This window comes from Isoptericola chiayiensis (genome assembly GCF_013149805.1).
Taxonomy (GTDB): domain Bacteria; phylum Actinomycetota; class Actinomycetes; order Actinomycetales; family Cellulomonadaceae; genus Isoptericola; species Isoptericola chiayiensis.
Map to the genome: position 1 here is coordinate 454,212 of NZ_JABEZT010000003.1, position 24,912 is coordinate 479,123.

Consider the following 24,912-nt stretch of genomic DNA (forward strand, 5'->3'; position numbering starts at 1 on the left):
GTCGGACGGCCCCCTGGGACGCCGTGCCGCAGCCCGGTCCTCAGTGACGCCGGGGCAGCGGTGCGGCGTTCTGGCGTTCCTGGATCTGCACGGGGCGGAAGCCGGCACCGGTGGCCTGCTGCCAGTGCGCGACCAGGGCGGCGTCCGCCTGCCGGCGGCCCGCCTTGTCCACGTGGGTGACCTGGCGGTACGCCAGGAGCGCCGTCAGGTCGTGGGACAGTGCCCAGCGGACCGCGGCGCGTACCTCGTCGACCGTCGTGGAGTTCCTCATCACCGGCAGAGAGTGTCGTACCGCGGACTTGTGACGCGTATCGGCCCAGGTGGGCAGGGATTTTCCTCAGGTCTTCCTCAGACGTCGCCCCGGGCGTCGGACCGGACCGCCTCGGGCGCGCCCGCCGCGCCGAACGCGACGTCGTCCGACAGACTCGCCCCATGGACCTGACGCAGGCGCGCGAGACCAAGCACCACCTGACCGACTACGCCCGTGACCTGGCCGAACGTTACGGCGTCGCGGTCACGCCCCAGGCCTCGGTGCCCGACGGCGGGCCGCTCGCCGCGGTGCGGGCGCCCACGGTCTCGATCGGGCTCGCGCCGTCCGCGGAACCCGGCAGCTACCAGATCGCGGTGCGCTACCGGCTCGGTGTGCCGGCGGCCCGGGCCGTGGTCCGCCGGGTCGCCGCCGAGGCCGGTCCGGCACCCGACGTCCGGCGCACGGGTCGCATCCGCCGGCTGAGCCCGGGGCGCCGCGCCAGCAGCCGGTCGGACGTCGTCGAGCCGCAGCCGCCCGTCGCCACGGCGCTCGCGCTCGGCGAGACCTCGCGGGTCCGACCGCTGCGACCGGGCGTCTCGATCGCGCACGTGGACGTCACGGCGGGCACGCTCGGCGGGTTCGTCGTGGCCGACCCGGACTGCGCGGTCCCCGGGGCGCCGGACCTGCCCGGCGGTCCGGACGCGCTGTACGCGCTCTCGAACCGGCACGTGCTGGACGGGGCGCCGGGCGACGGGGTGCTGCAGCCCGGGCCGGCCGACGGCGGCACCGATCCCGCCGACCGGGTGGGCACGGTCGCGGCGGTGGTCCCGCTGGCGGCGGGGGAGCGGGCGACCGTCGACGCGGCCGTGGCGCTGCTGGACGACCCGCAGGTCGACCTCGACTACCCCGTGGGCCGCATCACGACGACGGCGGAGGCGATGCCGGGGGACGCGGTCGAGAAGATCGGCCGCACCACCGGGCACACGCAGGGACGCGTGTCGGCGATCGAGATGGACGACGTGCTCGTCGGGTACGGGCCCGAGCTGGGCGTGCTCGCGTTCGACGGGCAGATCGAGGTGGAGTCGACCGCGCCGGGCCCGTTCTCCCGCGGCGGGGACTCGGGCTCGCTCGTGTACCGGGCCGACGGCGTCGCGCTGGGGCTGCTGTTCGCGGGCTCGGAGACGGGTGGCCCCGACGGCAGCGGGCTGACCTACGTCAACCCGGTCGACGCGGTGCTGACCGCGCTGGGCGTCCGGCTGCGCTGACCGCCCCTCCTGACGCTGTGGGCATTTCATGCCCACAGCGTCAGGAGGGGGTCTCCGGGGCTGACGTCGGAGCCCGGCGCGGCGAGGAGCTCCACCTGCTCGGGCGGCGCCTCGAGGACGACGACGGGGCACGCGGCCGAGCGTCCGCCGTCGCGCACCGCCGCGGGAGACCAGGTCACGACGGGGTCGCCGGCCGTCACCTCGTCCCCCTCGACGACGTGCAGGGTGAAGCCCTCGCCGCCGAGCTGGACGGTGTCGATCCCCAGGTGCACGAGCACCGCGGGTCCGTCCGGACTCTGCACCACGAACGCGTGCGGGTGCAGCTTGACCACGCGGCCGTCGACGGGTGCGGTCACGTCGTCGCCCGTGGGCTCGACGGCGGTCCCGGGCCCGACGAGTCCTCCGGCGAAGACCGGGTCGGGCACCTCGTCGGTGGGGATCACGCGGCCGGCGACGGGGGAGCGGACGGTCAGCGGCATCGGGGCCTCCGGGCTGGTCGGTGCGGACTGTTGACACGGGGTGGTGCATCGACCAGTCTGCACGGAACGGGTCGGTGCGCGCGGCGTTGCGTGGTGGGGTTCGGAGGTCGATGGCATGAGCACGACGCTCACCGGAGCGCCGGTCAGTCCGGGGCGCGCCGCGGGGCCGGCCGTCACCATGCCCGACCCGGTGCCCGAGCCCCGGACCACCCGCGTGGGCAGCGCCGACGTCGAGGCCGCCGTCGAGCATCTCGCGGCCGCGGCGCGCGCGGTCCGCGACGAGCTCACCGAGCGCGCCGGGCGGGCCACGGGGACGGCCGCCGACCTCCTCGCCGTCACCGCCGCCATGGCGGCCGACCCGGGACTCACCGCGGACGCCGAGCGGCGGATCCGCACGGACCGGCTCACCGCCGAGAGGGCCATCTGGGACGCCGCGCGCGCGGCGGTGCGCCAGCTCGAGAAGATGGGGCCGCCGCTGTCGGAGCGGGCGCGGGACGTGCGGGACGTGCGCGACCGCATCGTCGCCGAGCTCATCGGGGTGCGGCCACCGGGCGTGCCCCAGTCCGACGTGCCGTTCGTGCTCGTGGCCGAGGACCTTGCCCCGGCCGACACCGCCTCCCTCGACCCGGAGGTCGTGGTGGGCGTGGTCACGAGCTCCGGGGGGCCGACGTCGCACACCGCGATCCTCGCCCGGGCCCTGGGCATCCCGGCCGTCGTCGCGGTGCGCGGCGCGCGGGACATCATCGACGGCGAGACGGTGCTGCTCGACGGCGGGGCCGGCGTCGTCGTGCGCGACCCTGACCCGGACACGGTGGCGGCCGCGCAGCAGAAGGTCACGAGCCGGCGTCGGTTCGACGGCACCGGACGCACCGCCGACGGCACCCGCGTCGAGCTGCTGGCCAACGTGGCCGACCCGGCCGGGGCGCAGGCCGCGATCGAGGCCTCCGCGGAGGGCGTGGGACTGTTCCGCACCGAGTTCTGCTTCCTGGGCCGCAGCGCCGAGCCCGGGATGTCGGAACAGGTCGCGGCCTACCGGCAGGTGCTCTCGGCGTTCCCGGGACGCAAGGTCGTGGTGCGCACGCTCGACGCCGGTGCGGACAAGCCGTTGCCGTTCGTGACGTCCGACGGCGAGCCCAACCCGGCGCTCGGGGTGCGGGGTCTGCGCACGGCGTCGTCGCGCCCGGGGGTGCTGGACCGCCAGCTCCAGGCGATCGCGCGGGCCGCCGAGGCCGAGAACGCCGAGGTCTGGGTGATGGCCCCGATGGTGTCCACGGCCGAGGAGACCGCGGAGTTCGTGGCGGCCTGCGCGCGGCACGGCCTGGACACGGCCGGCGTCATGATCGAGGTGCCGGCCGCGGCGCTGCGCTCGTCCGCCGTGTTCGCGCACGCGGCGTTCGGCAGCCTGGGCACCAACGACCTGATCCAGTACACGATGGCCGCCGACCGTGTGCTCGGCGAGCTCGCCGCGCTGTCCTCCCCGTGGCAGCCGGCGGTCCTGGAGCTGGTCCGCACCACCTGCAGGGGTGCCGCGGAGCACGACCGTCCGGTCGGCGTGTGCGGCGAGGCGGCGGCGGACGCGACGCTGGCGCCGGTGCTGGTCGGCCTGGGTGTGCGCTCGTTGTCGATGACGCCGCGTGCCCTGGCCGACGTCGCGGCCGTTCTGGGGCGCGTGAGCGACGCGGAGTGCGTCGAGCTGGCGGAGCTGGCGCTGGGCCAGGACGACCCGATCGCCGCGCGCCAGGCGGTGCGCGACCGGATCCGGCCGGTGCTCACCGACCTGGGTCTGTGAGGCCGCCCGCCCTCCACCGCTGCGGGCGCACTTCCTGGCCCGTGATGACCGTGATGTCCAGGTCTGGAACCAAAGGAAGTGCGCCCACAACGGTGGGTGCGGTCGGCGGGGACGCCGGCGCGCCGGTTCAGCGGCCGGTGTTGTTCATCTCGTCCGGGTGCGAGCCGACCCGCTCGCCGCGGTCCAGGGCCGTGATGTCCGCCATGTCGGCTTCGGAGAGCTCGAAGTCGAAGAGCGCGAAGTTCTCCTTGATCCGCTCGGGCGTCACCGACTTCGGGAAGATCACGTCGCCGCGCTCGATGTGCCAGCGCAGCACCACCTGCGCGGGCGTGCGGTCCAGGTTCCCGGCGATGCGCACGATCGTCGGGTCCTCCAGCACGGCACCCCGGCCCAGCGGCGACCACGCCTCCGTCACGATGCCGTGCTCGGCGTCGACGGCGCGCACGTCCTCGTTGCCGAGCCACGGGTGCACCTCGATCTGGTTCACGGCCGGGACCACGGTGGACTCGTCCATCAGCCGGCGCAGATGGTGGGGCTCGAAGTTCGACACCCCGATCGCCCGCGCCCGCCCGGACCGGTAGATCTCCTCCAGGGCTCCCCACGCCTCGACGTACTTGTCCACCTTCGGCAGCGGCCAGTGGATGAGGAACAGGTCGACGTGCTCGAGGTGCAGCTCCTTGAGGGTCTTGTCGAACGCCGCCAGCGCGTCGTCGTGCGCGTGGAACGCGTTGTTCAGCTTGCTCGTGACGAACACGTCGTCGCGGTCCAGGCCCGACTCCGCCAGAGCCTCGCCTACGCCGCGCTCGTTGCGGTACATCTGCGCGGTGTCGATGTGCCGGTAACCGATGTCGAGCGCCTGGGCCACGACGTCACGGGTCTGCTCCGGCGGGATCTGGAAGGTGCCGAACCCCAGCTGGGGGATCGACACGCCGCTGTTGAGGAGGAGGTCGGGGATCTGCTGCTCGGTGCTCATCTGCCCATCGTGACCACAACCGGCCACCGCGCGCGACCCCGGTGCGTGACTCCGGTCGCGGCGGGCCGCCGTCGGCGGGGGCACAATGGAAGGAGCACCCGGGAGGTCATCCGATGGTCACGAGGGACGAGGCACGAGCCGCCAAGAGCATGCTGCGCGAGCGTCTGCAGCGCGTCGACGGCGTGCAGGGCGTCGGGCTGACGCAGCGCGGGGAGTCGCACGAGTGGATCCTGCAGGTCGACGTCGCCGACGTCCGCGCCCGCAAGGACGTGCCGCCCGACGTCGAGGGCGTCCCGGTGACGGTGTGCGTCGTGGGGGCCGTGCAGCCGTTGTGACGGTTCGGTGCCGCAGAATGGACCGGTGAGCACCACCGCACTGCCCAAGGTCCGCGCCTCCGCCCTCACCGGGCGTGGCTGGCTGAATACCGGCGGCAAGGATCTCGCCCTCGCCGATCTGCGGGGCAAGGTCGTCGTCCTCGACTTCTGGACGTTCTGCTGCCTGAACTGCCTGCACGTCCTCGACGAGCTGCGCGAGCTCGAGGAGTCCCACCGCGACACCCTCGTGATCGTGGGCGTGCACTCGCCGAAGTTCGCCCACGAGGCCGACCCGGACGCCCTCGCCGCAGCCGTGGAACGGTACGACGTGCGCCATCCCGTGCTCGACGACCCGGAGCTGACCACCTGGGACGCCTACACGGCCCGCGCCTGGCCGACGCTCGTGGTCATCGACCCGGAGGGCTACGTCGTCGCGCAGATGGCGGGCGAGGGGCACGGGTCGGCGCTCGCGGGGATCGTGCGCGATCTGGTCGCCGAGCACGAGGCGAAGGGGACGCTGCACCGGGGCGACGGGCCGTACGTGCCGCCGACGCCGGAGGCGACCACGCTGCGGTTCCCGGCGAAGGCCGTGGCGCTGCCGGGCGGCACGTTGCTCGTGGCGGACGCCGGGCATCACGCCCTGGCGGAGCTGGCGTCCGACGGCGAGACCCTGGTGCGGAGCATCGGCTCGGGCGAGCGCGGACTGGTCGACGGCGGGCCGGTCGACGGCGGACCGACGTCCCCGGGCGCGCACGAGGCCCGGTTCAGCGAGCCGAACGGGCTGTGCCTGGTGCCCGAGCCGCTGCGGGAGCGCCTCGGCTACGACGTGCTGGTCGCGGACACGGTGAACCACGCGCTGCGCGGTGTACATCTCGAGTCCGGCCAGGTGTACACCGTGGCGGGCATGGGTGAGCAGTTCATGGTCGGAGCCGTGGACAACGTGGCGGGGACCAGCGCGCCGTTCGACCCGGACCGCACCTACCCGGCCCGGGAGGTCAAGCTGTCCTCGCCGTGGGACGTCGCCTGGTCCGAGGCGCTGGACGCGTTCGTCGTCGCCATGGCCGGCAACCACACGCTGTGGACCTTCGACCCCGTCGCGCACGACGGCACGGGCGCCCTGCGGCTCCTCGCCGGCACCATGAACGAGGGGCTCGAGGACGGGCCGGGTGCCGACGCGTGGTTCGCCCAGCCCTCGGGCCTGACCGCCTCGCTCGACGCCGACGGCGCCCCCGACGGCAGGTTCTGGCTGGCCGACGCCGAGACGTCCGCGTTGCGCCGGTGCACGCCCGCCCGGATGGGCGGGATCGAGGTCCGTACCGCGGTCGGGCAGGGACTGTACGACTTCGGGCACCGGGACGGCGCCGCCGGGGAGGCATTGCTGCAGCACCCGCTGGGCCTGGCGACGCTGCCGGACGGGTCCGTCGTCGTCGCCGACACCTACAACGGCGCCCTGCGGCGTTACGCCCCCGCCGCCGACGGCGGTCCCGGCGAGGTCACGACCCTCGTGACGGGCCTCGCCGAGCCGAGCGACGTCGTCGTGCAGCCGGACCCGGCCGCCGGCACCCTGCACCTGCTGGTGGTCGAGTCCGCCGCGCACCGCCTCACGCGCGTCGCAGTGCCCGCCGACCTGGCCGGCCAGGTGCTCGACGCCGGCTCCCACCGCGTCACGCGGGCGGCCACCGCGGTCGCCGCCGGCGAGGTCCGCCTCGAGGTCCCGTTCACGCCCGCCCCCGGCCAGAAGCTCGACGACCGGTTCGGCCCCTCCACCGAGCTCACCGTCAGCGCCACCCCGCCGGAGCTGCTGCTCGACGGCAGCGGGACCGGCACCGACCTCACCCGCACGCTCCACCTCGACGCCACGGTCGGCGCGGGTGTGCTGCACGTGACCGCCAAGGCCGCCTCCTGCGACCTGCCGCCCGCGGACGTGCCGCTCGGCCCCGACGGCGAGCCGGAGGACTTCTTCGGAGCCTGCCACCTCGCCCAGCAGGACTGGGGCGTGCCCGTGCACGTCAGCGCCGACGGCGAGGCCACGCTCACCCTCCCGCTGCGGGGCTGACCCCGCGTCCACCGTCCGGTGGACTACTGTGACCAGGGCCATCGCCGTCCGCCGAAGGAGCCCGGAGCGCCGCCGCGCCGTCGCGGCGCCGCCCGGATAGGGTGATGCTCCCGCCCGCCCCCGACGGACGGAGTGCCGTGCTCCAGATCCTGCTGCTCACCTTCGCGTCGGCGCTCGTCGCGCCCGCCCTGGTGACGTGGTGGGGTCGTCGTGCCTTCTGGGTGCTGGCGCTGGGTCCGGCGTCGGCCGCCGGCTACGCGATCGCCGTCGCCGACCAGGTCGCCGCCGGCGACCACCCCACCCAGCACGTGCCCTGGGTGCCCGGCCTCGAGCTCGCCGTCGACCTGCGCCTCGACAGCCTCGCCTGGCTGATGCTGCTCGTCGTCGGCGGCGTCGGTGCGCTGGTGCTGCTGTACTGCTCGGCCTACTTCGCCCGCGACGCCGTGGGCACCGGCCGGTTCGCGGGCACGCTGACCGCTTTCGTCGCCGCGATGATCGGGCTCGTCGTGGCCGACGACCTGCTGCTGCTGTTCGTGTTCTGGGAGCTGACCACGGTCTTCTCCTACCTGCTCATCGGCCACTACGCGGACCGCAAGGCCTCCCGTCGCGCGGCGATGCAGGCGATCGTGGTCACCACGGCGGGCGGGCTGACGATGCTCGTCGGGCTCATCGTGCTCGGCGTGTCCACCGGGCAGTGGCGGATCTCCGAGGTGGTGGCCGACCCGCCCACCGGCGCGCCCGCCGTCGTCGCCGCGCTGTGCCTGCTCGCGGGTGCCGCCACGAAGTCCGCGCTCGTGCCCTTCCACTTCTGGCTGCCCGCCGCGATGGCGGCACCCACCCCCGTGTCCGCCTACCTGCACGCCGCCGCCATGGTGAAGGCCGGCGTCTACCTCGTGGCGCGGTTCGCCCCCGGCCTGGCGGACCTGCCCGTGTGGCGGTGGACCGTGGTGCTCGCCGGGGGCGGCACGCTCCTGCTCGGCGGGTACCGCGCGCTGCGCCAGCACGACCTCAAGCTCGTCCTCGCGTTCGGCACCGTCTCCCAGCTCGGGCTGCTCGTGCTCCTGCTGGGCCTGGGGACCCGGGCGGCGGCACTGGCCGGGCTCGCGCTCCTCGGCGCCCACGCGATGTTCAAGGCCGCGCTCTTCCTCGTCGTCGGCGCCGTCGACGTCGCCGCGGGCACCCGCGACCTGCGCAAGCTGTCCGGGCTGTGGCGGTCCATGCCCGTGGCCGCCGCCGCCGGCGTGCTCGCCACCGCATCCATGATCGGGCTGCCGCCCCTGGCCGGCTACGTCGCCAAGGAGGCCGCCCTCGAGGGCCTGTGGCACGACGTCACCCACGGCGGCGGGACCCTCGCGGTCGTCGCGCTGGTCGCCGTCGTCGTCGGCTCCGTCCTGACCGTCACCTACGGGCTGCGCTTCGTCTGGGGCGCGTTCGGCACCAAGCGGTCCCTGCCCGACGACGTCGCCCCGGTCACGCGGGTCCGTCGCCAGTCGTGGCTGCTGGTCGGACCGCCCGCCGTCCTCGCCCTGCTGGGCCTCGCCGTCGCGCTCGTGCCGGCCACCGGCGAGCACCTGCTCGCCCCCTACGCCGACACCTACCCGAGCGGCGACCCCGGGCACCTGGTGCTGTGGGCGGGACTCACGCCGGCGCTCGTGATGTCCGCGGGGATCCTCGCCGTCGGTGCCCTGCTGTTCTGGCAGCGGGTGCGCGTCGAGCGGTGGCAGGAGGCCCTGCCGTCCGCGCGCGGCGCCGACGTCGTCTACCGGCGGGGGATGCGCCGCCTCGACGACCTCGCCGCCGACGTCACGGCCGCGACCCAGCGCGGGTCCCTGCCCTTCTACCTCGGCATCGTGGTGCTGGTGCTGGCGCTCGCCCCCGGCGCCGTGATCCTGACCGGGCTGGTGGGCGGCACGTCGGTGGCGCTCGAGGTACGCCCCTGGGACGAGCCCGCCCAGGCGGCGGTGGTCGCGATCGTCGCCGTCGCCGCCGTCCTCGCCGTCCGCGCCCGGCGCCGGCTCAAGGCCGTCGTGCTCGTCGGCGTCGCCGGCTACGCCAACGCCGCCCTGTTCCTGCTGCACGGAGCCCCCGACCTGGCGCTGACCCAGGTGCTGGTCGAGACCGTCACGCTCGTGGTGCTCGTGCTGGTGCTGCGCCGCATGCCGCCGTACTTCACCGACCGGCCCCTGGCGGCGAGCCGGTGGGTGCGCCTGGCGCTCGCCGTGGTCACCGGCGTCGTCATGATGGCGCTGACGGTCGCGGCGCCGCTCGCCCGGGTCGCGGACCCGATCAGCGTGGACTTCCCCGCGGAGTCCGTGGAGTACGGCAGCGGCCGCAACATCGTCAACGTCACCCTCGTGGACATCCGCGCCTGGGACACGGTCGGCGAGCTGTCCGTGCTGCTCGTCGCCGCGACCGGGGTGGCCTCCCTGGTGTTCCTGCGGCAGCGCAGCGGCGAGGTGCTGCGGCTCTCGCGCGCACCCGGCCAGGACGGGGACCGGTCCGAGTCGCGCGGGCAGTGGCTCGTCGCCGGGCGCACCCTCGCCCCCGGACGTCGCTCGGTGATGTTCGAGGTGGTCACCCGCCTGGTCTTCCACGCGATGGTCGTCTTCGGGCTGTTCCTGCTGTTCAGCGGCCACAACGCACCCGGCGGCGGGTTCGCGGCCGGGCTCATGGTCGGTATCGCGCTGGCGGTGCGCTACCTCGCGGGCGGCCGCTACGAGCTGGGCGAGGCGATGCCGGTGCCGCCCGGCCTGCTCCTCGGCACCGGCCTGTTCCTCTCGGCCGGCGTGGGCCTGTTCGCCCTGCTCACCGGCAACGAAGTGCTGGAGAGCTTCACGTACGACTTCCACGTGCCGCTGCTCGGCGACGTCCACCTGGTCACGTCGCTGTTCTTCGACGTCGGGGTGATGCTGCTGGTCGTGGGCCTGGTGCTGGACGTGCTGCGCACGCTCGGCGCCGAGATCGACCGGCAGGGCGAGCTGCCCGAGCAGGTCGTGCGGACCGCGGGGGAGGAGCAGCGATGATCGTCCTGGAGAACACCCCCTCGGCGGTGCTGGTGCTGGCGATCGGCGTGCTGTGCGGCGCCGGCGTGTACCTGCTGCTCGAACGGCCCCTCACCCGCATCCTGCTGGGGTTCATCCTGCTGTCCAACGGCGTCAACCTCATGCTCCTCGTCGCCGGCGGCAAGGCCGGCGCGTCGCCGATCGTCGGCAGCGCGCCCGAGGACGAGCCGATGAGCGACCCGCTGGCCCAGGCGATGACGCTCACCGCCATCGTCATCACCCTCGGGCTGACGGCGTTCATCCTCGCGCTGGCCTACCGGTCCTGGCAGCTGCACGGCCACGACGAGGTCGCCGACGACGTCGAGGACCAGCGTGTCGCACGGCAGGCCGCGCTCAACGCGCCCGCGTACACCGACGCCGACGCCGACGAACCCGGCACCACGCTCGACGAGGAGGCCGCCGAAGTGCACGACGACGTCGTGCGCGACGGCGACCCCGACCCGACGCCGGGAGACGCGCCGCGCCGGGGGTGGGACGCATGAGCTGGCTCGACACCGTGCTGAGCGCACCGACGCTCGTCCCGCTGCCCGTCCTGGTGCCGCTGTTCGCCGCCGGGCTCACGCTCGCGCTGCACCGGTACGCCAACGTCCAGCGCGTCATCTCCGTCGTGGCGCTGGCGGTGTCCACCGCCGCGTCCGCCGGTCTCGTCCTGGCCGCCGACTCCGGTCCCGTCGTCGTGGACCTGGGTGGTTGGGCCGCACCCGTCGGCATCGCGCTCGTCGCCGACCGGCTCGCCGCCCTCATGCTCACCGTCAGCGGCGTCATGCTGCTGTGCGTCCTGCTCTACTCCCTCGGCCAGGGCGTGCCCGAGGGCGAGGCCGAACCGGCGCAGGAGCTCTCCGTCGACGAGGCGCGCGTCGGCGGGGCCATCCCCGTGGCGATCTTCCACCCCACCTACCTCGTGCTGGCCGCCGGGGTGTCCAACGCGTTCCTCACCGGGGACCTGTTCAACCTGTACGTCGGGTTCGAGATCCTGCTGGCCGCCTCCGCCGTGCTGCTCACCCTCGGCGGCACCGCCGAACGGGTGCGTGCCGGGTCGGTGTACCTCATCGTCGCGCTCGCCTCGTCGGTGCTGTTCCTCGCGGCGATCGCCCTCGTCTACGCCGCGACCGGCACCGTCAACATGGCACAGCTCGCCGTGCGGCTGCCCGAGATCGACGACACCGTCCGCGTCGCGCTGCAGCTCCTGCTGCTGCTCGCCTTCGGGATCAAGGCCGCCGTGTTCCCGCTGTCCTTCTGGCTGCCGGACTCCTACCCGACCGCCCCCGCGCCCGTCACCGCCGTGTTCGCAGGCCTGCTCACCAAGGTCGGGGTCTACTCGATCCTGCGCACCCAGACGCTGATCTTCCCCGACAGCCCCGCCGTCGACCAGGTGCTGATGGTCGTGGCGCTGGCGACCATGGTGATCGGCATCCTCGGCGCCGTGGCGCAGAACGACGTCAAACGGCTCCTGTCCTTCACGCTCGTCAGCCACATCGGCTTCATGGTGTTCGGCGTGGCGCTGGCCTCCGAGGCGGGCACCGCAGCGGCGATCTTCTACGTCGTCCACCACATCTCCGTGCAGACCGCGCTGTTCCTCGTCGTCGGGCTCGTGGAGTGGCGCGGCGGGTCGACGTCGCTCGACCGGCTCGGCGGGCTGGCCCGGATCGCGCCCGTGCTGGCGGTGCTGTTCTTCGTGCCCGCCATCAACCTCGCCGGCATCCCGCCGCTGTCCGGGTTCCTCGGCAAGGTCGGGCTGCTCACCGAGGGCGTGCGCACCGGGACGCCGCTGGCCTGGATCCTCGTGGTGGGCTCCGTCGTCACCTCCCTGCTCACCCTGTACGCCGTCGTCAAGGCGTGGAACAAGGCCTTCTGGCAGACGGCGCCGCCCGACCTGCCCGAACACGCCCCCCTGCCGCGCACTATGGTCTGGCCGGCAGGGGCGCTCGTCGCCTTCGGGGTGTCCCTGACCGTCGTGGCCGGCCCGCTGTACGCCTACGCCGAACGGTCCGCCGCCACCACCATGGACGGCGTCACCTACGTCGACGCCGTCTACCCCGGCGGGTCCGACCGCGGCACCGGACAGTCCGTCGAGGTCACCGAGGAGAGCACCGGGGAGGAGGAGTCATGAGCGCACCGTCCACCGGCGCCCTGCGCCGCGCCGCAGGCCGGTTCGTCTGGCAGTGGCCCGCCGTCGCCGCGCTGACCGTCGTCTGGGTGCTGCTGTGGGGCGACGTCTCCTGGGCCAACGTGCTCGGGGGTGCGGCGCTCGCGGCCCTCGTCGTCGTCGCGTTCCCGCTGCCCCGCATCGAGGACCGCGCGACCTTCCGGGTGCTGCCGTTCCTCGGGCTCCTGCGCCGGTTCGTCGCCGACCTGGTCGTGGCCTCCTTCCAGGTCGCGTGGGTGGCGGTGCGTCCCGGACCGCTGCCGCGCGGCGCCGTGGTCGAGGTGCAGCTGCGCAACCCCGACGACCTGTTCCTCACCGTCACGGCCGTGCTGTCCACGCTCGTGCCGGGGTCGCTCGTCGTCGAGGCGCGGCCCGACACGGGCCGGCTGTACGTGCACGTGCTGGACATCGCGCACTTCGACGGCCCGGAGGCGGTCCGCGCCGACATCCGCGGGCTCGAGGAGCGGGTGCTGCGCACGCTGGCGCCCTCCGAGGTGCTCGAACGCTGCGGGCTGGAGGGCTGATGGAGACCGTGATGCTCGTCGTCGTCGCCGTCGCGGCCGTGCTGGTCGCCGTCGCGGCGCTGCTCGCGCTCGTGCGGATCGAGCGCGGTCCCTCCATGCTCGACCGGGCGCTCGGCCTCGACCTGCTGGCCGCGGCCCTGGTCGGCGTGATCGCCATCGAGGCCGCCTGGCTGCGCCGGACCGAGACCATCCCCATCCTCGTCGCGCTCTCCCTGGTCGGGTTCGTCGGGTCGGTGGCGATCTCCCGGTTCGCCGCCCGGGAACCCGCGGCGCCCGACGCCCGGGACGACGCCGACGTCGGCGACGGCGAGGAGCGCCCGGTGGCCGTGCTGCGCGTCGAGGACGCCGGTGAGGACGACGGCACCGAGGAGTCGCCGGAGACCCCCGAGGAGCGGCCATGACCGAGATCGAGCCCGGCTTCTGGACGGCGCTCGCCGACGTCGTCGCCGCCCTCTGCCTGCTGGCCGGGGCCTTCCTGACGTTCGCGGCCGGCGTCGGCGCGCTGCGCTTCGGCTCCCTGCTCGCCCGCATGCACTCGGTGACCAAGCCCCAGGTCCTGGGCCTGGTGCTGCTGCTGATCGGCCTGGCGCTGCGGGTGCGCAGCTGGTCGGCGGTGGCGATGCTCGCCCTCGTGGTCGTCTTCCAGCTCGCCACCGCACCCGTGGCGGCCCACCTGCTCAGCCGGGCCGGGTTCCGCACCGGCAAGGTCGACGAGTCGGAGCTGGTGCCGAACCAGATGGACCCGTCCGACGAGCCGGACGGCCCGCACGGCGGCGCCTGAGCCCCGGGGCCGCGCCCCACGCGCGCGTCAGACCAGCCCGGCGTCCCGGGCGACGACGGCCGCCTGCATGCGGGTGGGCACCCCGAGCTTGGCGAGCACCCGGGACACGTGCGTCTTGGCCGTCGCCTCGGTGATGCCGAGCGCGGCGGCGACGCCCTGGTTGGACAGCCCCCGCCCGAGCGTGACGAGCACGTCCCTCTCCCGGGAGGTGAGCGCGGCGAGGCCCGCGTGGTCGTCCCTCGTGGTCGACGGACCACCTCGATCACCGTCCGACGCCGTGGGGTCCGGTCGCGGCAGGCGGGCCAGGACGCGTCGGGTGATCTCCGGCGCCAGCACGCCGTCGCCCGCCGCCACCCGGCGGACGGCGTCGACGAGGGCGGCGGGCTCGGCCGACTTGAGGAGGAACCCGGCGGCTCCGGCCGCGAGGGCGGCGTCGACGTAGTCGTCGAGGTCGAACGTGGTCAGCACGAGCACGTCCGCCAGCCCCTCGCGCACGACGGCGTCCGTCGCGGTGATCCCGTCCGTGCCCGGCATCCGCAGGTCCATGAGCACGACGTCGGGGCGCAGCGCCCGGGCGTTGGTGACGGCGGCGTCACCGTCGGCCGCCTCGCCCACGACCTCGACCCCGGCGGCCTCGAGCAGCATCCGCAGGCCGGCACGGATCGCGGCGTGGTCGTCGGCGAGGAGGACCCGGACGCGGGCTTCCTGGACGGTCATCCGTCGGTCACCGGGACCTCCGCGGCTCGGGGGACGGCGGCGTGCACGACCCAGGACCCGTTCTCGGGCCCGGCGCGGAAGCTGCCGCCGAGCGCCTCGGCGCGCTCCGCCATGGTGAGGATCCCGATGCCGGAGTGCAGGACCTCGTCCGAGGCTCCTGGCCGTCCGCCGTCGCCGAGACCGTTGCGGACGTCGAGGTGCAGCGTGCCCCGGCCGTCCTGGTCGAGGCGGACCTCCACCGGCCGGCCGGGCGCGTGCTTGCGGGCGTTCGTCAGGGCCTCCTGGGCGATGCGGTGCAGGGCCTGCTCAGCAGCGGTCCCGGCGTCGACGGCGGGTGCCGGCCGGACGAACGAGACCTCGACGCCCCCGGAGCGGGCGGCCTGGACGAGGCCCGCGATCTCGTCGAGCCGCCCGGGCGCCCGCACGGAGTCGGACGTCCCGGCCCGCAGCAGGTCGATCATCGAACGCATCTCGCCGAGCGAGTCCAGCGCGCTGACGCGCACCTGCTCGAGCGCGGCGCGGTCCCGGTCCGGGTCGGGCGGGCCGTTGAGCGCTGCGCCGGAGTGGATCGCGATCGTGGACAGGTGGCCGGCGACGACGTCGTGGAGGTCGCGGGCCATCGCCGCCCGTTCGGAGCGGACGGCCGCGACCCGGCGGGACTCGGCGAGACGGGCGTGGTCGGCGGCCCGGGCTCGTTCGAGCGCGGCGGAGCGGGCGGCCGCGTCGGCGCGAGCCCGCTCGAGCTCGACGAGCTCGGTCTTCTGACGGACGTTCTGGGCCCACCAGAGGGGGACCAGCAGCAGGGCACCGAGCTGCAGCGTCGCGTGCACCAGGGCGCGCGGGTCGTCGGCGACGACGGCTGCGGTCACGCCGCCGACGACGGTGATCGCGCCGGCGACCATCCACAGGGCGTCGCGGGCGGTGGCCCGTGCCCACAGGGCGGCGCTGTAGAGCAGGTCCCACAGGACGAGCAGGAGGGCGAGGCTGCCGCCGCCGGCCAGGTCGAGGCCCGTGAGGGCCGAACCGCCGGCCAGCGCGAGCAGGGGCCGGGCGCGCTTGAGGGCGACCAGGACGCAGCCGGCCGTGAGCAGCCCGAGGTGGGCGCCGCGGGGGAGGTCCAGCGGAGGGTCGGCCACGACGTCCGTGAGTCCCACGGCGAGGAGCAGGCACCCCGCGACGAACGTCACGACCGCGGTGGACAGGTCGCCGCGCCGGCCGTCGCCCCAGAGCCGACGGAACCGGTCGCGGACCCGGGCGCCCCGGGGCTCCTCGCCTGCCACGCCCCCATCCCAGCACAGGCCGCCGCGGCGCGTGTCCGTCGAACGAGGTACGTCGGGCGAGGACGGATCCGTCGGGTGGGCGATGTGGCGGCCCCGGGTCGCGAGCAGGCTGCTCCGCATGGAACTTCCCGTGGACCTCGCTGCTCCGGAGGTTGCCGGGCCGGTGGCGCTGGTCGGTGTGCTGGCGGTCCTCGCGCTCGTGGACTCGACGAGCTTCGGCACGCTGCTCGTGCCCGTCTGGCTGCTGCTCGCGCCGGGACGGGTGCGGGTCGGCCGCGTGATCGTGTATCTCGCCACGATCGCGGGCTTCTACCTCGCGGTCGGGGTCCTGGTCATGCTCGGCGGCACGACGCTCCTCGATCGGTACGGGGACGTGCTGGACTCCCGCCCGGTGGTGGCGGCCCAGCTCGTGGTCGGCGTCGCGCTGCTGGCTCTGAGCTTCCGGTTCGACGGTCGGCGGGCCGCGCGGCGCGCCGCGCAGCGGGGCGGCACGCCCGGGAGGCTGGTGCGCTGGCGCGAGCGCGCGACGGCGACCGACGGGTCGTCGGGGTCCCTCGCCCCGCTGGCCGGCCTGGCGCTGGGCGCGGGCGCGCTGGAGGTCGCGACGATGCTGCCGTACCTCGCGGCGATCGGGCTGATCACCGCCTCCGACCTGTCCGGACCGGCGTCGGTCGGGGTGCTGGCGGCCTACTGCGTCGTCATGGTGGTCCCGGCCCTGCTCCTGCTGGTCGCGCGCCGGGTGGCGGCGCGGGCCGTGGACCCGGTGCTGCGTCGGCTGGAGCGTTGGCTGACCCGCCACGCGGCCGAGATGACCGCCTGGGTGCTGGGGATCGTCGGGGTGCTGCTGGCCCTGGACGCCGTGGGGCGGCTCGGCTGGACCTGACGCCTCAGCGCGCCAGCAGCCCCACCAGGTCGCCCAGGGAGTCGACGACGGCGCACCGGGCCGCCTCGGGCCGTTCGGCGTGCAGGTAGCCCCACGGGCCGCGCCGGACCAGCACGGGCCGCATCCCGGCGTCGGCGGCGGGCAGCACGTCGTTGTCGAGGCGGTCGCCCACGTAGGCCACGTCGGAGGCCGGCACACCCGCGAGGTCCGCCACGCGGGCGAAGAACACGGGGTCCGGCTTCTCCACGCCCCACTCGTCGGAGGTGCGGATCGCGTCGACGGGCAGGCCCATGGCCTCCAGGGCGGCGCGGGCCTGGGGCGGCTGGTTGCCGGCGACGACGACGGCGAGCCCGGCGTCGCGCAGGGCGGTCAGTGCCGGGCGCACGTCGGGGTAGAGGTCGTCGGCGTCGAAGTTCTCCCGCAGGCCCTCGGGGTCGTCGTGCGCCCACCGGGCGATCTCGGCCTCCAGGTCGATCCCGGGCCGCGCGATCGCGAAGGCGTCCGAGAGCGGGCGGTCGGTGGCCGCGCAGGCGCCGATCAGGCCGAGGAACGTGCCGGCCGGGAGGCCGAGGCGGGCGGCCCACCGCGTGAAGATCCTGGTCTCGTCGATCAGGGTCTCACCGACGTCGAACACCACCGCGCGCACCATGGGGGCGAGCCTAGTCGCGGTGACACGCGCCTTTCACCGTCCGGGCGTAGCGTATTCAGCGACCGTCCAGGTCCCCGACCTAAGGTGTTGACATGGCCGACCCGTCCATCCCCGTGACTCTGTCCACAGCATCCGTGTACCCGCGGCGTGCGGCGTTCGCCTTCGAGTCGGCGGCGCAGATCGGGTACGACGGCGTGGAGGTCATGGTCTGGTCGGACCCGGTCACGCAGGACCCGCGCGCGCTGGAGCGGCTCGTCGCGGACAGCGGCGTGCCGATCCGGTCGATCCACGCGCCGACCCTCCTGGTGAGCCAGCGGGTGTGGGGCCGGTCGCCGGCGGACAAGCTGGCCCGCGCGGTCGACATGGCCGGTGAGCTCGGCGCGCGGACCGTCGTCGTGCACCCGCCGTTCCGCTGGCAGTACAAGTACGCCCGCGGGTTCGAGGAGCAGGTCCACGAGCTGAACCAGCAGGGCGAGGTCACGGTCGCCGTCGAGAACATGTACCCGTGGCGGCCGCACAGCCGGCTGGACCGCGAGCTCAAGGCGTACCTGCCGGGCTGGGACCCGTCGGAGCACGGGTACGACTCGGTGACCCTGGACCTGTCGCACGCGGCGATCGCGCAGCAGGACGGGCTCGCGCTGCTCGACGAGTTCGGCGACCGGCTGCGGCACGTGCACCTCGCGGACGGCACGTTCAACGCGCGCGACGAGCACCTGGTCCCGGGGCGCGGCGACATGCACTGCGACAAGGTGCTCACCGAGCTGACCCGGCGCGGCTTCACCGGCGACGTGGTCCTCGAGATCTCGACCCGCAAGGCGCGCGACGCGCACGAGCGGCACGCCGACCTGGTGGCCGGGCTGGAGTTCGCGCGGGCCTACACCGCGCCGGAGCCGGTGCCCTACCGCACGCCGGACCCCGAGCACCGCCACGTGCCCGCCGACGCCTGGTGGTGAGCCGGTGGCGACGCAGCGCTGACTCGGTGGTGACTCAGGCCGCCATCTGAGGTCGTGCCCCGACGGCGCGCAGCACGAACGTCTCCGCCGCGCGGATCGCGCGCTCGCGGGCCTCGGCGTCGTCCGGGATCAGGCGCCCGGACAGGCATGCGTTGACGAGCTGGACCGTCGGCTCGATGTCCTGGGGCGGGAACGAGCCGCGTTCGATGCCGTCGTGCAGGATCCGCTTGAGGATGGACTCGACGATCTCGGCGTGCTCGCGCAGGCGTGCCAGCGTGGACCGGGACAGCACCGTGCGCAGGTCCGGTCCCGGAGCGAGGTGGAAGACGCGGGTGAGCTGCGCCTGCTGGCGGATGTAGGTGCGCAGCTGGGCGACCGGGTCGTCGACCTCGGCGAGAGCCCGTTCGAGGGTGAGGGCGTACTGCTCCGTCTCGTGGGTGATGAACCCGAGCAGCAGCGACTCCTTGTCGGAGAAGTGGTTGTACACGGCGGTGCGACCGACGCCGGCCGCCTGGGCGATGTCGGCGAGGGTGATGGTGTCGAACCCGCGCTCGGCCATGAGCGTGGACAGCGCCGTGAACAGCTTGTGCCGGGTCATCTGGCGGTGCTCGTGGAGGCTCTTGCCGATGATCTTGGGCATGCTGACATCATAGGCATCCCGTGTCAGGACAGCGGTCGGTACAGTCGCCGTGTGACCGATGCCACCGACCCGTACGCCGACGTCGTCCCGGACACCAAGGACTGGACGTGGGCGGCTTCCGAGCCGTGCCCGGACTGCGGGTTCGTGCCCGCCGACCTGGACCCGCTGCGGGTCGGGGACGCCGTGCGGGCGACGTTGCCGCGCTGGCGTGCCGTGCTCTCGCGGCCGGACGTCCGCCGTCGTCCCGCGCCGTCCGTGTGGTCCCCGCTGGAGTACGGTGCGCACGTGCGCGACGTGTTCGGCGTGTTCGACCAGCGGCTCGCCCTGATGCTCGCCGTGGACGGCGCGCAGTTCGCGAACTGGGACCAGGACGACGCCGCCTTGTCCGGCCGGTACGACCGGCTCGACCCGGACCGGGTCGCGGTCGAGCTCGTGGACGAGGGGCTGACGGTGGCGGGCCGGTTCGACACCGTCAAGACCGCCCACCTGGACCGGGTCGGGCTGCGGTCCAACGGCTCGCAGTTCACGGTGCGCAGCATCGGGCGCTACTTCGTGCACGACGTCGTCCACCACCTGCACGACGTCGGCGCCTGAGCGGCGCACGTCCCGGCGCGAAGCCGGGCGCCGGGGCGGCCCGGGGCATCGTCACACGACGGAAACATCCGGGTGTGTTCCGCGACCGCGGACGGGAGTAGGTTGCGCCACATGTCGTACGTCCAGGCGCTCGTCCCTCCGCAGCACGCCGCGAACCACGTGCTCGTCCTGCCCGACGGAGGTGGGCCCTCGGTCGTCGAGCTGGCCTCCGCCTGGTTCGCGGACGTGCGGTGGCTGCGCGAGCCGCAGGCCGCGACGACGGCCGCGCCGATTCGGGGTGCGCGGTTCCGGGGCATGGCGGCGTCGGAGTCCCGCAGCGCGGGCCCCGGCGTGCTGGGCATCGGCGCGGAGCACGGCGCTGCCGGGCCCTTCCCGGTCGCGGCCGAGGTGGCGCCGCAGGCGGGCCTCGACCGGGCGGCCTCGGCGTACGCGCTCGGACGGGTGGACGGGATGATCGACCGGCGCCAGGGTCCGCCGGCCGTGACCGACGACCGGGACGGCATCGCCCGGGCGTTCGCGGCCGGGTTGCCGGAGGGCGAGGAGCTGCGGCTGGTGCAGTTCGGCGTGGCCGCCGCCCGCAAGCTGGGCGGCTCGCTCCTGGCGGACGGGCGACACCTGCTGCGGCCGGACCCGACGGCGACCGTGGACCTCACCCTGTACTCCGCGCACCCGATCGCCCCGGCGGACCTGCTGGGTCTGCTGCGCTCCCAGGTGGCCACCGCCGACCTGGCGGACGAGCGCACCGCACCCGACGGCAGCCGGACCTACCGGGCGGTGGCGGCCACCCCCTACGACGGGACGATCACGGCGGAGGTCGAGCACGTGGACCGCGTCCCGCGGGCGCTGGCCGACCTCGACTGGCGCGAGTACGGCCCGCACGTGGTCCGCGTCGGCTGGACGCCGCAGGACCCTTACGAGCTGCAGGTGGAGCAGCCGTCCGGCGTGCACGTCATCGCCCGCGCCCGCATGCGGGCGATGGTCGCCCGGCTGGTGCTCCTGCTGCAGGCGCGGCTCGGCGGCGTGGTGGTGGACGACGGCGCCTTCGTGGCGACGACGGCGGAGATCGAGCGCCGTACCGACGAGCAGCGGACGGCGTCCCGCGCCTGGGTGTGAGTTGTCCACAGGTGTGTGGATCACGGCGTGTCGTCGCGCCGACCTGCGGTGATCCGGTGAATCGTCGGTGTCCCGGGCGGGCCGACGACGCCCCCCGGAGGCCCCGGAACGGTCCGGTACGGGCTCAGATCCGCGGGATTCCGCGGTTCTCCGGCTGTCGGAGCTCGTTCGCGCGGTCGCAACGCGGCGTTCGGGCCGTCCGGTGGGAGCGTGTGCGACACGTCACAGGCACCGTGCTGTCCACAGATTTTTTCCACAGGGGTGTGGACGGTGTGGGGATTCCGCGGCTCCGGCTGTGGACGAACCTGTGGCCGAAAACTCGGTCCCGCGGACCCCTTGCAGCGGCCCCGACAGGGGGTTAGAAACTTCGGTAGCGGTCTCGCCGGCAGGACCTCTCGACCTCGCGGAGACGTGAGGAGGGGGACCGGGCGGCGGGTCCACGGTCGACCGGAGAACGACGGGCCGATCCGCACCCAGGTGCGGGCCGCGGGTGACGACGCGGGTGCCCGGCGGGGCCGGAAGACCAGCCGCGTCCGGGCTCCTGCGGAGAACGGACCGACCGGGGCGACGACGCACCAGGCCCCGCCGGTCCGGCAGGGCGATCCGGGGCCGTGACGTCGACACGGCGCCCCGCCAGCGATCGCGTGGGGAACGCGGTCCTGCCGAGGCCCCCCGGCCGCCCCGGGGGGCCTCGGCATCGCCCGGTCGGCTCGCCGCGCGTAATCTCGGTGGATGAGCAACCTCGAGACGCGACCGGCCGAGCAGGTCTGCGGCCCCGACCCGGGCGAGTCCGTCGAGCTGCTCTCCGCCCGTGACGTGCCGCTCGGCGGCCCCCGGGCCATGACGGTGCGGCGCACCATCCCGCAACGACGCCGGTCCCTCGTGGGCGCCTGGTGCTTCTGCGACCACTACGGCCCCGACGACGTCGCCACCTCGGCGGGGATGCAGGTGCCGCCCCACCCGCACATCGGGCTGCAGACCGTGACCTGGCTGTTCGCCGGCGAGATCCTGCACCGCGACTCGGTGGGCTCCACCCAGCGCGTCCGCCCGGGCGAGCTCAACCTCATGACCGCCGGACGCGGCATCTCCCACTCCGAGGAGTCCCCGGCGGGGACGCCCGAGCAGCCCCGCCCGCCGATGCTGCACGGGGTGCAGCTGTGGACGGTGCTGCCGTCCACCGCCCGGGACGTGGAGCCGGCCTTCAGCCACCACGACGACCTCCCGGTCGCCCAGACCGCGGGGGCACGCGTCCAGGTGCTGCTCGGCTCGCTGCAGGTCGCCGGGGAGCGACTGGTGTCGCCCGCGCCGACGTACACGCCCCTCGTGGGTGCCCAGCTCGACCTCGACGCCGGGACCGAGCTCGACCTCGACGTCGACGCGGGGTTCGAGCACGCCCTGCTCGTCGACGCCGGGCCGGCCACGTTCGCCGACACGGTGGTGCCGCCGTCGGACCTCGCCTACGTCCCGCCCGGCCGCACCCGCCTGCGGGTCACCGCCGGCACCGAGCCCGTGCGCGCGATGCTGCTCGGCGGCGTGCCGTTCGAGGAGGACGTCGTCATGTGGTGGAACTTCGTGGGGCGCACGCACGAGGAGATCGTCGCCGCACGGGCCGACTGGTCCGCCCAGGTCGCCGACCTGCCCGACGGCGGCACCGACTACGCCGCCGGCGCCGACCGGCGCCGCTTCGGCCGGGTCGACGGGTACGACGGCGGACCGCTGCGAGCGCCGGCGCTGCCCGACGTGCGCCTGCGGCCGCGCCGTCGCCCGCCGGGCTGAGACCGGGCGGGGACCGGGGCCGGAGACCGGCACCGGGGCACGGACCGGAGACGGCGAAGGGCCCGGCCGTGACGGCCGGGCCCTTCGAGCGGAGCGGGTGACGGGAATCGAACCCGCGCTGTCAGCTTGGGAAGCTGAAGTTCTACCATTGAACTACACCCGCGCGGCGCACCGACGTCGATGCGCGCACGGCGATCATACCCAACTGCGCCCGAGACCCGAAAACGGGCGTCCGACCAGCGTGTGGACCCGTCCGCCGAGGCCGGAGGCATGTCGCCCCGGTTCTTCTCCCGGGCGCGGGCGGCGCGACCTGCGCCGCGGGGCTACCGTGTGCTGGTGCTGCTCTCCGACCGCGACATCCGAGCCGAGATCGACGCCGGGCGGGTCGAGCTCGACCCCTACGACCCGGCGATGATCCAGCCGTCGTCCATCGACGTGCGCCTGGACCGCTTCTTCCGCCTCTTCGACAACCACCGGTATCCGTTCATCGACCCGTCCGAGGAGCAGCCCGAGCTGACGCGGCTCGTCGAGGTGGACGCCGGCGAGCCCATGGTGCTGCACCCGGGGGAGTTCGTGCTCGGCTCCACCTACGAGGCGGTATCCCTGCCGGACGACGTCGCCGCCCGCCTCGAGGGCAAGTCGTCGCTGGGACGTCTCGGCCTGCTGACGCACAGCACCGCGGGGTTCATCGACCCGGGCTTCTCGGGCCACGTCACGCTCGAGCTGAGCAACGTCGCCACCCTGCCGATCACGCTGTGGCCCGGGATGAAGATCGGTCAGCTCTGCTTCTTCCGCCTGTCGTCCCCGGCGGAGCACCCCTACGGCTCGGAGCGGTACGGCTCGCGCTACCAGGGGCAGCGGGGTCCGACGGCGAGCCGGTCCTGGCAGTCCTTCCACCGTACCGACGTATGAACCCCTACTACCGGGGTGGCAGACGTCGGTACGCTCGGTCCCGCCGCGCGGGGTCTGCGACCAGCCAGACCACCGTGCTCCGGTCCCGGAAGGAGCTCCGCCAGATGGCCAAGCAGTCGCCGCCGTCACTGCCACCGCTGCCCGCCGCCACCACGAAGGGGCACCAGGCGCGCCACCTGCTGGCGGTGCCCGACGACGTGCTCGTCGACGAGGTCGAGGTGCTGGCCGTCTCCCGCTTCTCGGGGACGCGCTGGGACGTGGTCCCCTCCGACATGCCGGGCGCCGACCTGCCCGCCGGTCGCATCGCCTCCCCGGGCGAGCCGGGGGTGCTGCGGCTGACCCGGCACAGCCACGTGCACGGACCCTACGCGCCGCGCGGCGACGGCTTCGAGCTCGGGCTGCCGCCCGGCACCGCGATGGTGTTCGACGTCGTCACCCCGCGGGAGCGCTGGGACGACCCGCCCGCGTCCTTCGGCGGAGACCGGGACGGGCTCGCCCGCGCCTTCCCCCGGGCGCTGCCGAACCGCGAGGAGGAGCGGGTGGTGCGCTGGCTGATCGCCGCGGCGCGGCGCCTCGGCGGTTCCACACGGCTCGACGTGGCGGCCCTGTGGGACCCCGCGGAGGCCGCCCGGCGCGACGCCGGGGCCGGTGTGGTGCTGCGCCCCGACCCGGCCGCCGCCGTCGACCTGACGGTCTGGTCCGACGTGTGGCTCGACCCGCAGGCCGCGCACCGCGTCCTGCAGGCCGTGCATCCGCGCGTCGTCCTGGCGACCCAGGGCGCCGACTACCAGGGCCCGCCCGAGGGCATCGCGGAGAAGCCCCTCTACCCGGGCGAGAAGATGGACCCGGACGTGCGCCGCGAGCTGCACGCCCGCGCCGACGACTACGACATCGCGGCGCTGCAGGCGCCGATCGTGCTCGACGGGTACGGGCTGACCATCGACCTCGGCCACGACGGCTACGTCACCGTCGAGGTCAACGGCGACGAGGTCCTGCCGCTGCTCGTCAAGGAGCTGCCGTGGGCCGGGTCCGGCGCCATCTGCTACCGCGTCGTGTGGGACCCGCCGGACCAGGCCGAGTCGCAGATGGAGTTCCCCCAGCCCGCCCTCGTGGTGGCCCGCAAGCGGGCCGCCGACCTGGTGGGCCGGGTGGCGCTCGCCCTGCACGAGGCCGTCGGCGGCGAGATCGCCGACGAGGCCGAGTTCCTGCTCGCCCCCGAGGACCTGCGCTGATCGCGGCAGTTGCCGAGGTCATATCAGGGAGCGACCCTCCGGTGCAGGACGACCCGTCAGTCCTTGCAGTCGTCGACGACGTAGCCGATGACGCCCCCGACGGCCCCTCCGATGGCGGCTCCTGTCGGGCCGCCGAGTGCGCCGCCGATGATCGCTCCTGCTCCGGTGAGCAGCCCCTGGTAGTCGCGGTTGCTCTTGGCGAAGACGACGGTCGTGCCGTCGTCCCCGGGCGTGGCCTCATAGGACCCGACGGCGGACGATGCCAGGACGAGAGCGACGGGGCTGGCGTCGCCACGTGCGAGCAGCTCGTCGTGCATGTCACGCACAGCGAAGTATTCTCGTGCGGCGATCGGCCCTTTGCGCTCGGACGTGTCTCGGCCCGGCGCGGGCCTCCCGGTCGCGTGCATCCGGGTCACGACATCCCGCTCGTGCGCGGTGATCCACCCGAGTTCCTCGAGCCGGGCGAAGACAAGGCGGGCGGCGACAGCGCGGTCCCCACGCGCTTCTCTCATGTAGCGTCGCGC

The 24,912-nt window shown here is 74.5% G+C and carries 25 protein-coding genes and 1 tRNA gene; 17 read left to right on the forward strand and 9 right to left on the reverse strand.

Going from position 1 to position 24,912, the window contains the following annotated elements; translation table 11 throughout:
• Nucleotides 1–40: 40 nt before the first annotated feature.
• Nucleotides 41–271, reverse strand: a complete 231-nt coding sequence (locus HDG68_RS08365) for a hypothetical protein (RefSeq protein ID WP_172151035.1) — start codon at nt 269–271, stop codon at nt 41–43.
• Between the two features lie 161 nt (nt 272–432).
• On the opposite strand from HDG68_RS08365, the gene HDG68_RS08370 reads away from it, so the two are divergent.
• A complete protein-coding gene (locus tag HDG68_RS08370) occupies nt 433–1,515 on the forward strand; it encodes a chymotrypsin family serine protease (protein ID WP_172151037.1) in 1,083 nt (360 codons plus the stop codon).
• Nucleotides 1,516–1,541: 26 nt separating this feature from the next.
• On the opposite strand, the gene HDG68_RS08375 is transcribed toward HDG68_RS08370, so the two are convergent.
• A complete protein-coding gene (locus HDG68_RS08375; RefSeq protein WP_172151039.1) occupies nt 1,542–1,994 on the reverse strand; it encodes a PTS sugar transporter subunit IIA in 453 nt (150 codons plus the stop codon).
• 115 nt (nt 1,995–2,109) lie between these two features.
• On the opposite strand from HDG68_RS08375, the gene ptsP reads away from it, so the two are divergent.
• Complete coding sequence (gene ptsP, locus HDG68_RS08380; protein ID WP_172151041.1) at nt 2,110–3,783, forward strand: phosphoenolpyruvate--protein phosphotransferase; 1,674 nt, start codon at nt 2,110–2,112, stop codon at nt 3,781–3,783.
• A gap of 127 nt (nt 3,784–3,910) precedes the next feature.
• On the opposite strand, the gene HDG68_RS08385 is transcribed toward ptsP, so the two are convergent.
• The gene (locus HDG68_RS08385; RefSeq protein WP_172151043.1) at nt 3,911–4,756 is read right to left on the reverse strand and encodes an aldo/keto reductase; all 846 of its coding nucleotides are present in this window, start codon (nt 4,754–4,756) and stop codon (nt 3,911–3,913) included.
• A gap of 113 nt (nt 4,757–4,869) precedes the next feature.
• Between HDG68_RS08385 and HDG68_RS08390 the strand changes: the two genes are divergently transcribed.
• The 8 genes from HDG68_RS08390 (at nt 4,870) to mnhG (ending at nt 13,639) form a co-directional block, all read left to right on the forward strand.
• Nucleotides 4,870–5,091: a hypothetical protein gene (locus HDG68_RS08390; RefSeq protein ID WP_172151045.1), complete on the forward strand. Its 222-nt coding sequence runs from the start codon at nt 4,870–4,872 to the stop codon at nt 5,089–5,091.
• A 25-nt stretch (nt 5,092–5,116) separates the two neighbouring features.
• Complete coding sequence (locus HDG68_RS08395; protein ID WP_172151047.1) at nt 5,117–7,126, forward strand: thioredoxin-like domain-containing protein; 2,010 nt, start codon at nt 5,117–5,119, stop codon at nt 7,124–7,126.
• Between the two features lie 137 nt (nt 7,127–7,263).
• Nucleotides 7,264–10,149, forward strand: coding sequence for a Na+/H+ antiporter subunit A (locus tag HDG68_RS08400; protein ID WP_172151049.1), 2,886 nt, complete (start codon nt 7,264–7,266; stop codon nt 10,147–10,149).
• Entirely contained in the window at nt 10,146–10,670 is a 525-nt protein-coding gene (locus HDG68_RS08405; protein WP_172151051.1) for a Na(+)/H(+) antiporter subunit C, read from the forward strand. Before HDG68_RS08400 ends, HDG68_RS08405 begins: the two co-directional genes overlap by 4 nt.
• Nucleotides 10,667–12,298 carry a Na+/H+ antiporter subunit D gene (locus tag HDG68_RS08410; RefSeq protein ID WP_172151053.1) on the forward strand — a complete coding sequence of 544 codons (1,632 nt, stop codon included), beginning with the start codon at nt 10,667–10,669 and terminating at the stop codon, nt 12,296–12,298. Before HDG68_RS08405 ends, HDG68_RS08410 begins: the two co-directional genes overlap by 4 nt.
• Nucleotides 12,295–12,858, forward strand: coding sequence for a Na+/H+ antiporter subunit E (locus HDG68_RS08415; protein WP_172151055.1), 564 nt, complete (start codon nt 12,295–12,297; stop codon nt 12,856–12,858). The genes HDG68_RS08410 and HDG68_RS08415 overlap by 4 nt, the downstream gene beginning before the upstream one ends.
• The gene (locus tag HDG68_RS08420; protein ID WP_246253703.1) at nt 12,858–13,259 is read left to right on the forward strand and encodes an MrpF/PhaF family protein; all 402 of its coding nucleotides are present in this window, start codon (nt 12,858–12,860) and stop codon (nt 13,257–13,259) included. The genes HDG68_RS08415 and HDG68_RS08420 overlap by 1 nt, the downstream gene beginning before the upstream one ends.
• Nucleotides 13,256–13,639 carry a monovalent cation/H(+) antiporter subunit G gene (gene mnhG, locus HDG68_RS08425; RefSeq protein WP_172151057.1) on the forward strand — a complete coding sequence of 128 codons (384 nt, stop codon included), beginning with the start codon at nt 13,256–13,258 and terminating at the stop codon, nt 13,637–13,639. Before HDG68_RS08420 ends, mnhG begins: the two co-directional genes overlap by 4 nt.
• Nucleotides 13,640–13,666: 27 nt before the next feature.
• Here the strand turns inward: mnhG and HDG68_RS08430 are convergent, their stop codons facing one another.
• A complete protein-coding gene (locus HDG68_RS08430; RefSeq protein WP_172151059.1) occupies nt 13,667–14,356 on the reverse strand; it encodes a response regulator in 690 nt (229 codons plus the stop codon).
• Nucleotides 14,353–15,636 carry a histidine kinase gene (locus HDG68_RS17550; protein ID WP_172151060.1) on the reverse strand — a complete coding sequence of 428 codons (1,284 nt, stop codon included), beginning with the start codon at nt 15,634–15,636 and terminating at the stop codon, nt 14,353–14,355. Before HDG68_RS17550 ends, HDG68_RS08430 begins: the two co-directional genes overlap by 4 nt.
• Nucleotides 15,637–15,754: 118 nt before the next feature.
• On the opposite strand from HDG68_RS17550, the gene HDG68_RS08440 reads away from it, so the two are divergent.
• Nucleotides 15,755–16,519: a GAP family protein gene (locus HDG68_RS08440; protein ID WP_172151061.1), complete on the forward strand. Its 765-nt coding sequence runs from the start codon at nt 15,755–15,757 to the stop codon at nt 16,517–16,519.
• A gap of 4 nt (nt 16,520–16,523) precedes the next feature.
• On the opposite strand, the gene HDG68_RS08445 is transcribed toward HDG68_RS08440, so the two are convergent.
• The gene (locus HDG68_RS08445; RefSeq protein ID WP_172151062.1) at nt 16,524–17,168 is read right to left on the reverse strand and encodes an HAD family hydrolase; all 645 of its coding nucleotides are present in this window, start codon (nt 17,166–17,168) and stop codon (nt 16,524–16,526) included.
• Nucleotides 17,169–17,260: 92 nt separating this feature from the next.
• Here HDG68_RS08445 and HDG68_RS08450 point away from each other — a divergent pair, with 92 nt between their 5' ends.
• Complete coding sequence (locus HDG68_RS08450) at nt 17,261–18,121, forward strand: sugar phosphate isomerase/epimerase family protein (protein WP_172151063.1); 861 nt, start codon at nt 17,261–17,263, stop codon at nt 18,119–18,121.
• Nucleotides 18,122–18,155: 34 nt separating this feature from the next.
• On the opposite strand, the gene HDG68_RS08455 is transcribed toward HDG68_RS08450, so the two are convergent.
• Nucleotides 18,156–18,761, reverse strand: coding sequence for a TetR/AcrR family transcriptional regulator (locus HDG68_RS08455; RefSeq protein WP_172151064.1), 606 nt, complete (start codon nt 18,759–18,761; stop codon nt 18,156–18,158).
• Nucleotides 18,762–18,812: 51 nt separating this feature from the next.
• Here HDG68_RS08455 and HDG68_RS08460 point away from each other — a divergent pair, with 51 nt between their 5' ends.
• The 3 genes from HDG68_RS08460 (at nt 18,813) to HDG68_RS08470 (ending at nt 22,244) form a co-directional block, all read left to right on the forward strand.
• A complete protein-coding gene (locus HDG68_RS08460) occupies nt 18,813–19,355 on the forward strand; it encodes a DinB family protein (protein ID WP_172151065.1) in 543 nt (180 codons plus the stop codon).
• 111 nt (nt 19,356–19,466) lie between these two features.
• Complete coding sequence (locus tag HDG68_RS08465; RefSeq protein ID WP_172151066.1) at nt 19,467–20,468, forward strand: hypothetical protein; 1,002 nt, start codon at nt 19,467–19,469, stop codon at nt 20,466–20,468.
• A gap of 732 nt (nt 20,469–21,200) precedes the next feature.
• Nucleotides 21,201–22,244: a pirin family protein gene (locus HDG68_RS08470; protein WP_172151067.1), complete on the forward strand. Its 1,044-nt coding sequence runs from the start codon at nt 21,201–21,203 to the stop codon at nt 22,242–22,244.
• A gap of 92 nt (nt 22,245–22,336) precedes the next feature.
• On the opposite strand, the gene HDG68_RS08475 is transcribed toward HDG68_RS08470, so the two are convergent.
• Nucleotides 22,337–22,407, reverse strand: a tRNA-Gly gene (locus tag HDG68_RS08475).
• Between the two features lie 173 nt (nt 22,408–22,580).
• Between HDG68_RS08475 and dcd the strand changes: the two genes are divergently transcribed.
• A complete protein-coding gene (gene dcd / locus HDG68_RS08480) occupies nt 22,581–23,156 on the forward strand; it encodes a dCTP deaminase (protein ID WP_172151068.1) in 576 nt (191 codons plus the stop codon).
• Nucleotides 23,157–23,260: 104 nt separating this feature from the next.
• On the forward strand, nt 23,261–24,388 hold the full coding sequence (locus HDG68_RS08485; RefSeq protein WP_172151070.1) for a hypothetical protein: 1,128 nt from the start codon (nt 23,261–23,263) through the stop codon (nt 24,386–24,388).
• 56 nt (nt 24,389–24,444) lie between these two features.
• Here HDG68_RS08485 and HDG68_RS08490 read toward each other — a convergent pair whose 3' ends face one another.
• Nucleotides 24,445–24,705: a hypothetical protein gene (locus HDG68_RS08490; protein WP_343037510.1), complete on the reverse strand. Its 261-nt coding sequence runs from the start codon at nt 24,703–24,705 to the stop codon at nt 24,445–24,447.
• Nucleotides 24,706–24,912 lie beyond the last annotated feature (207 nt).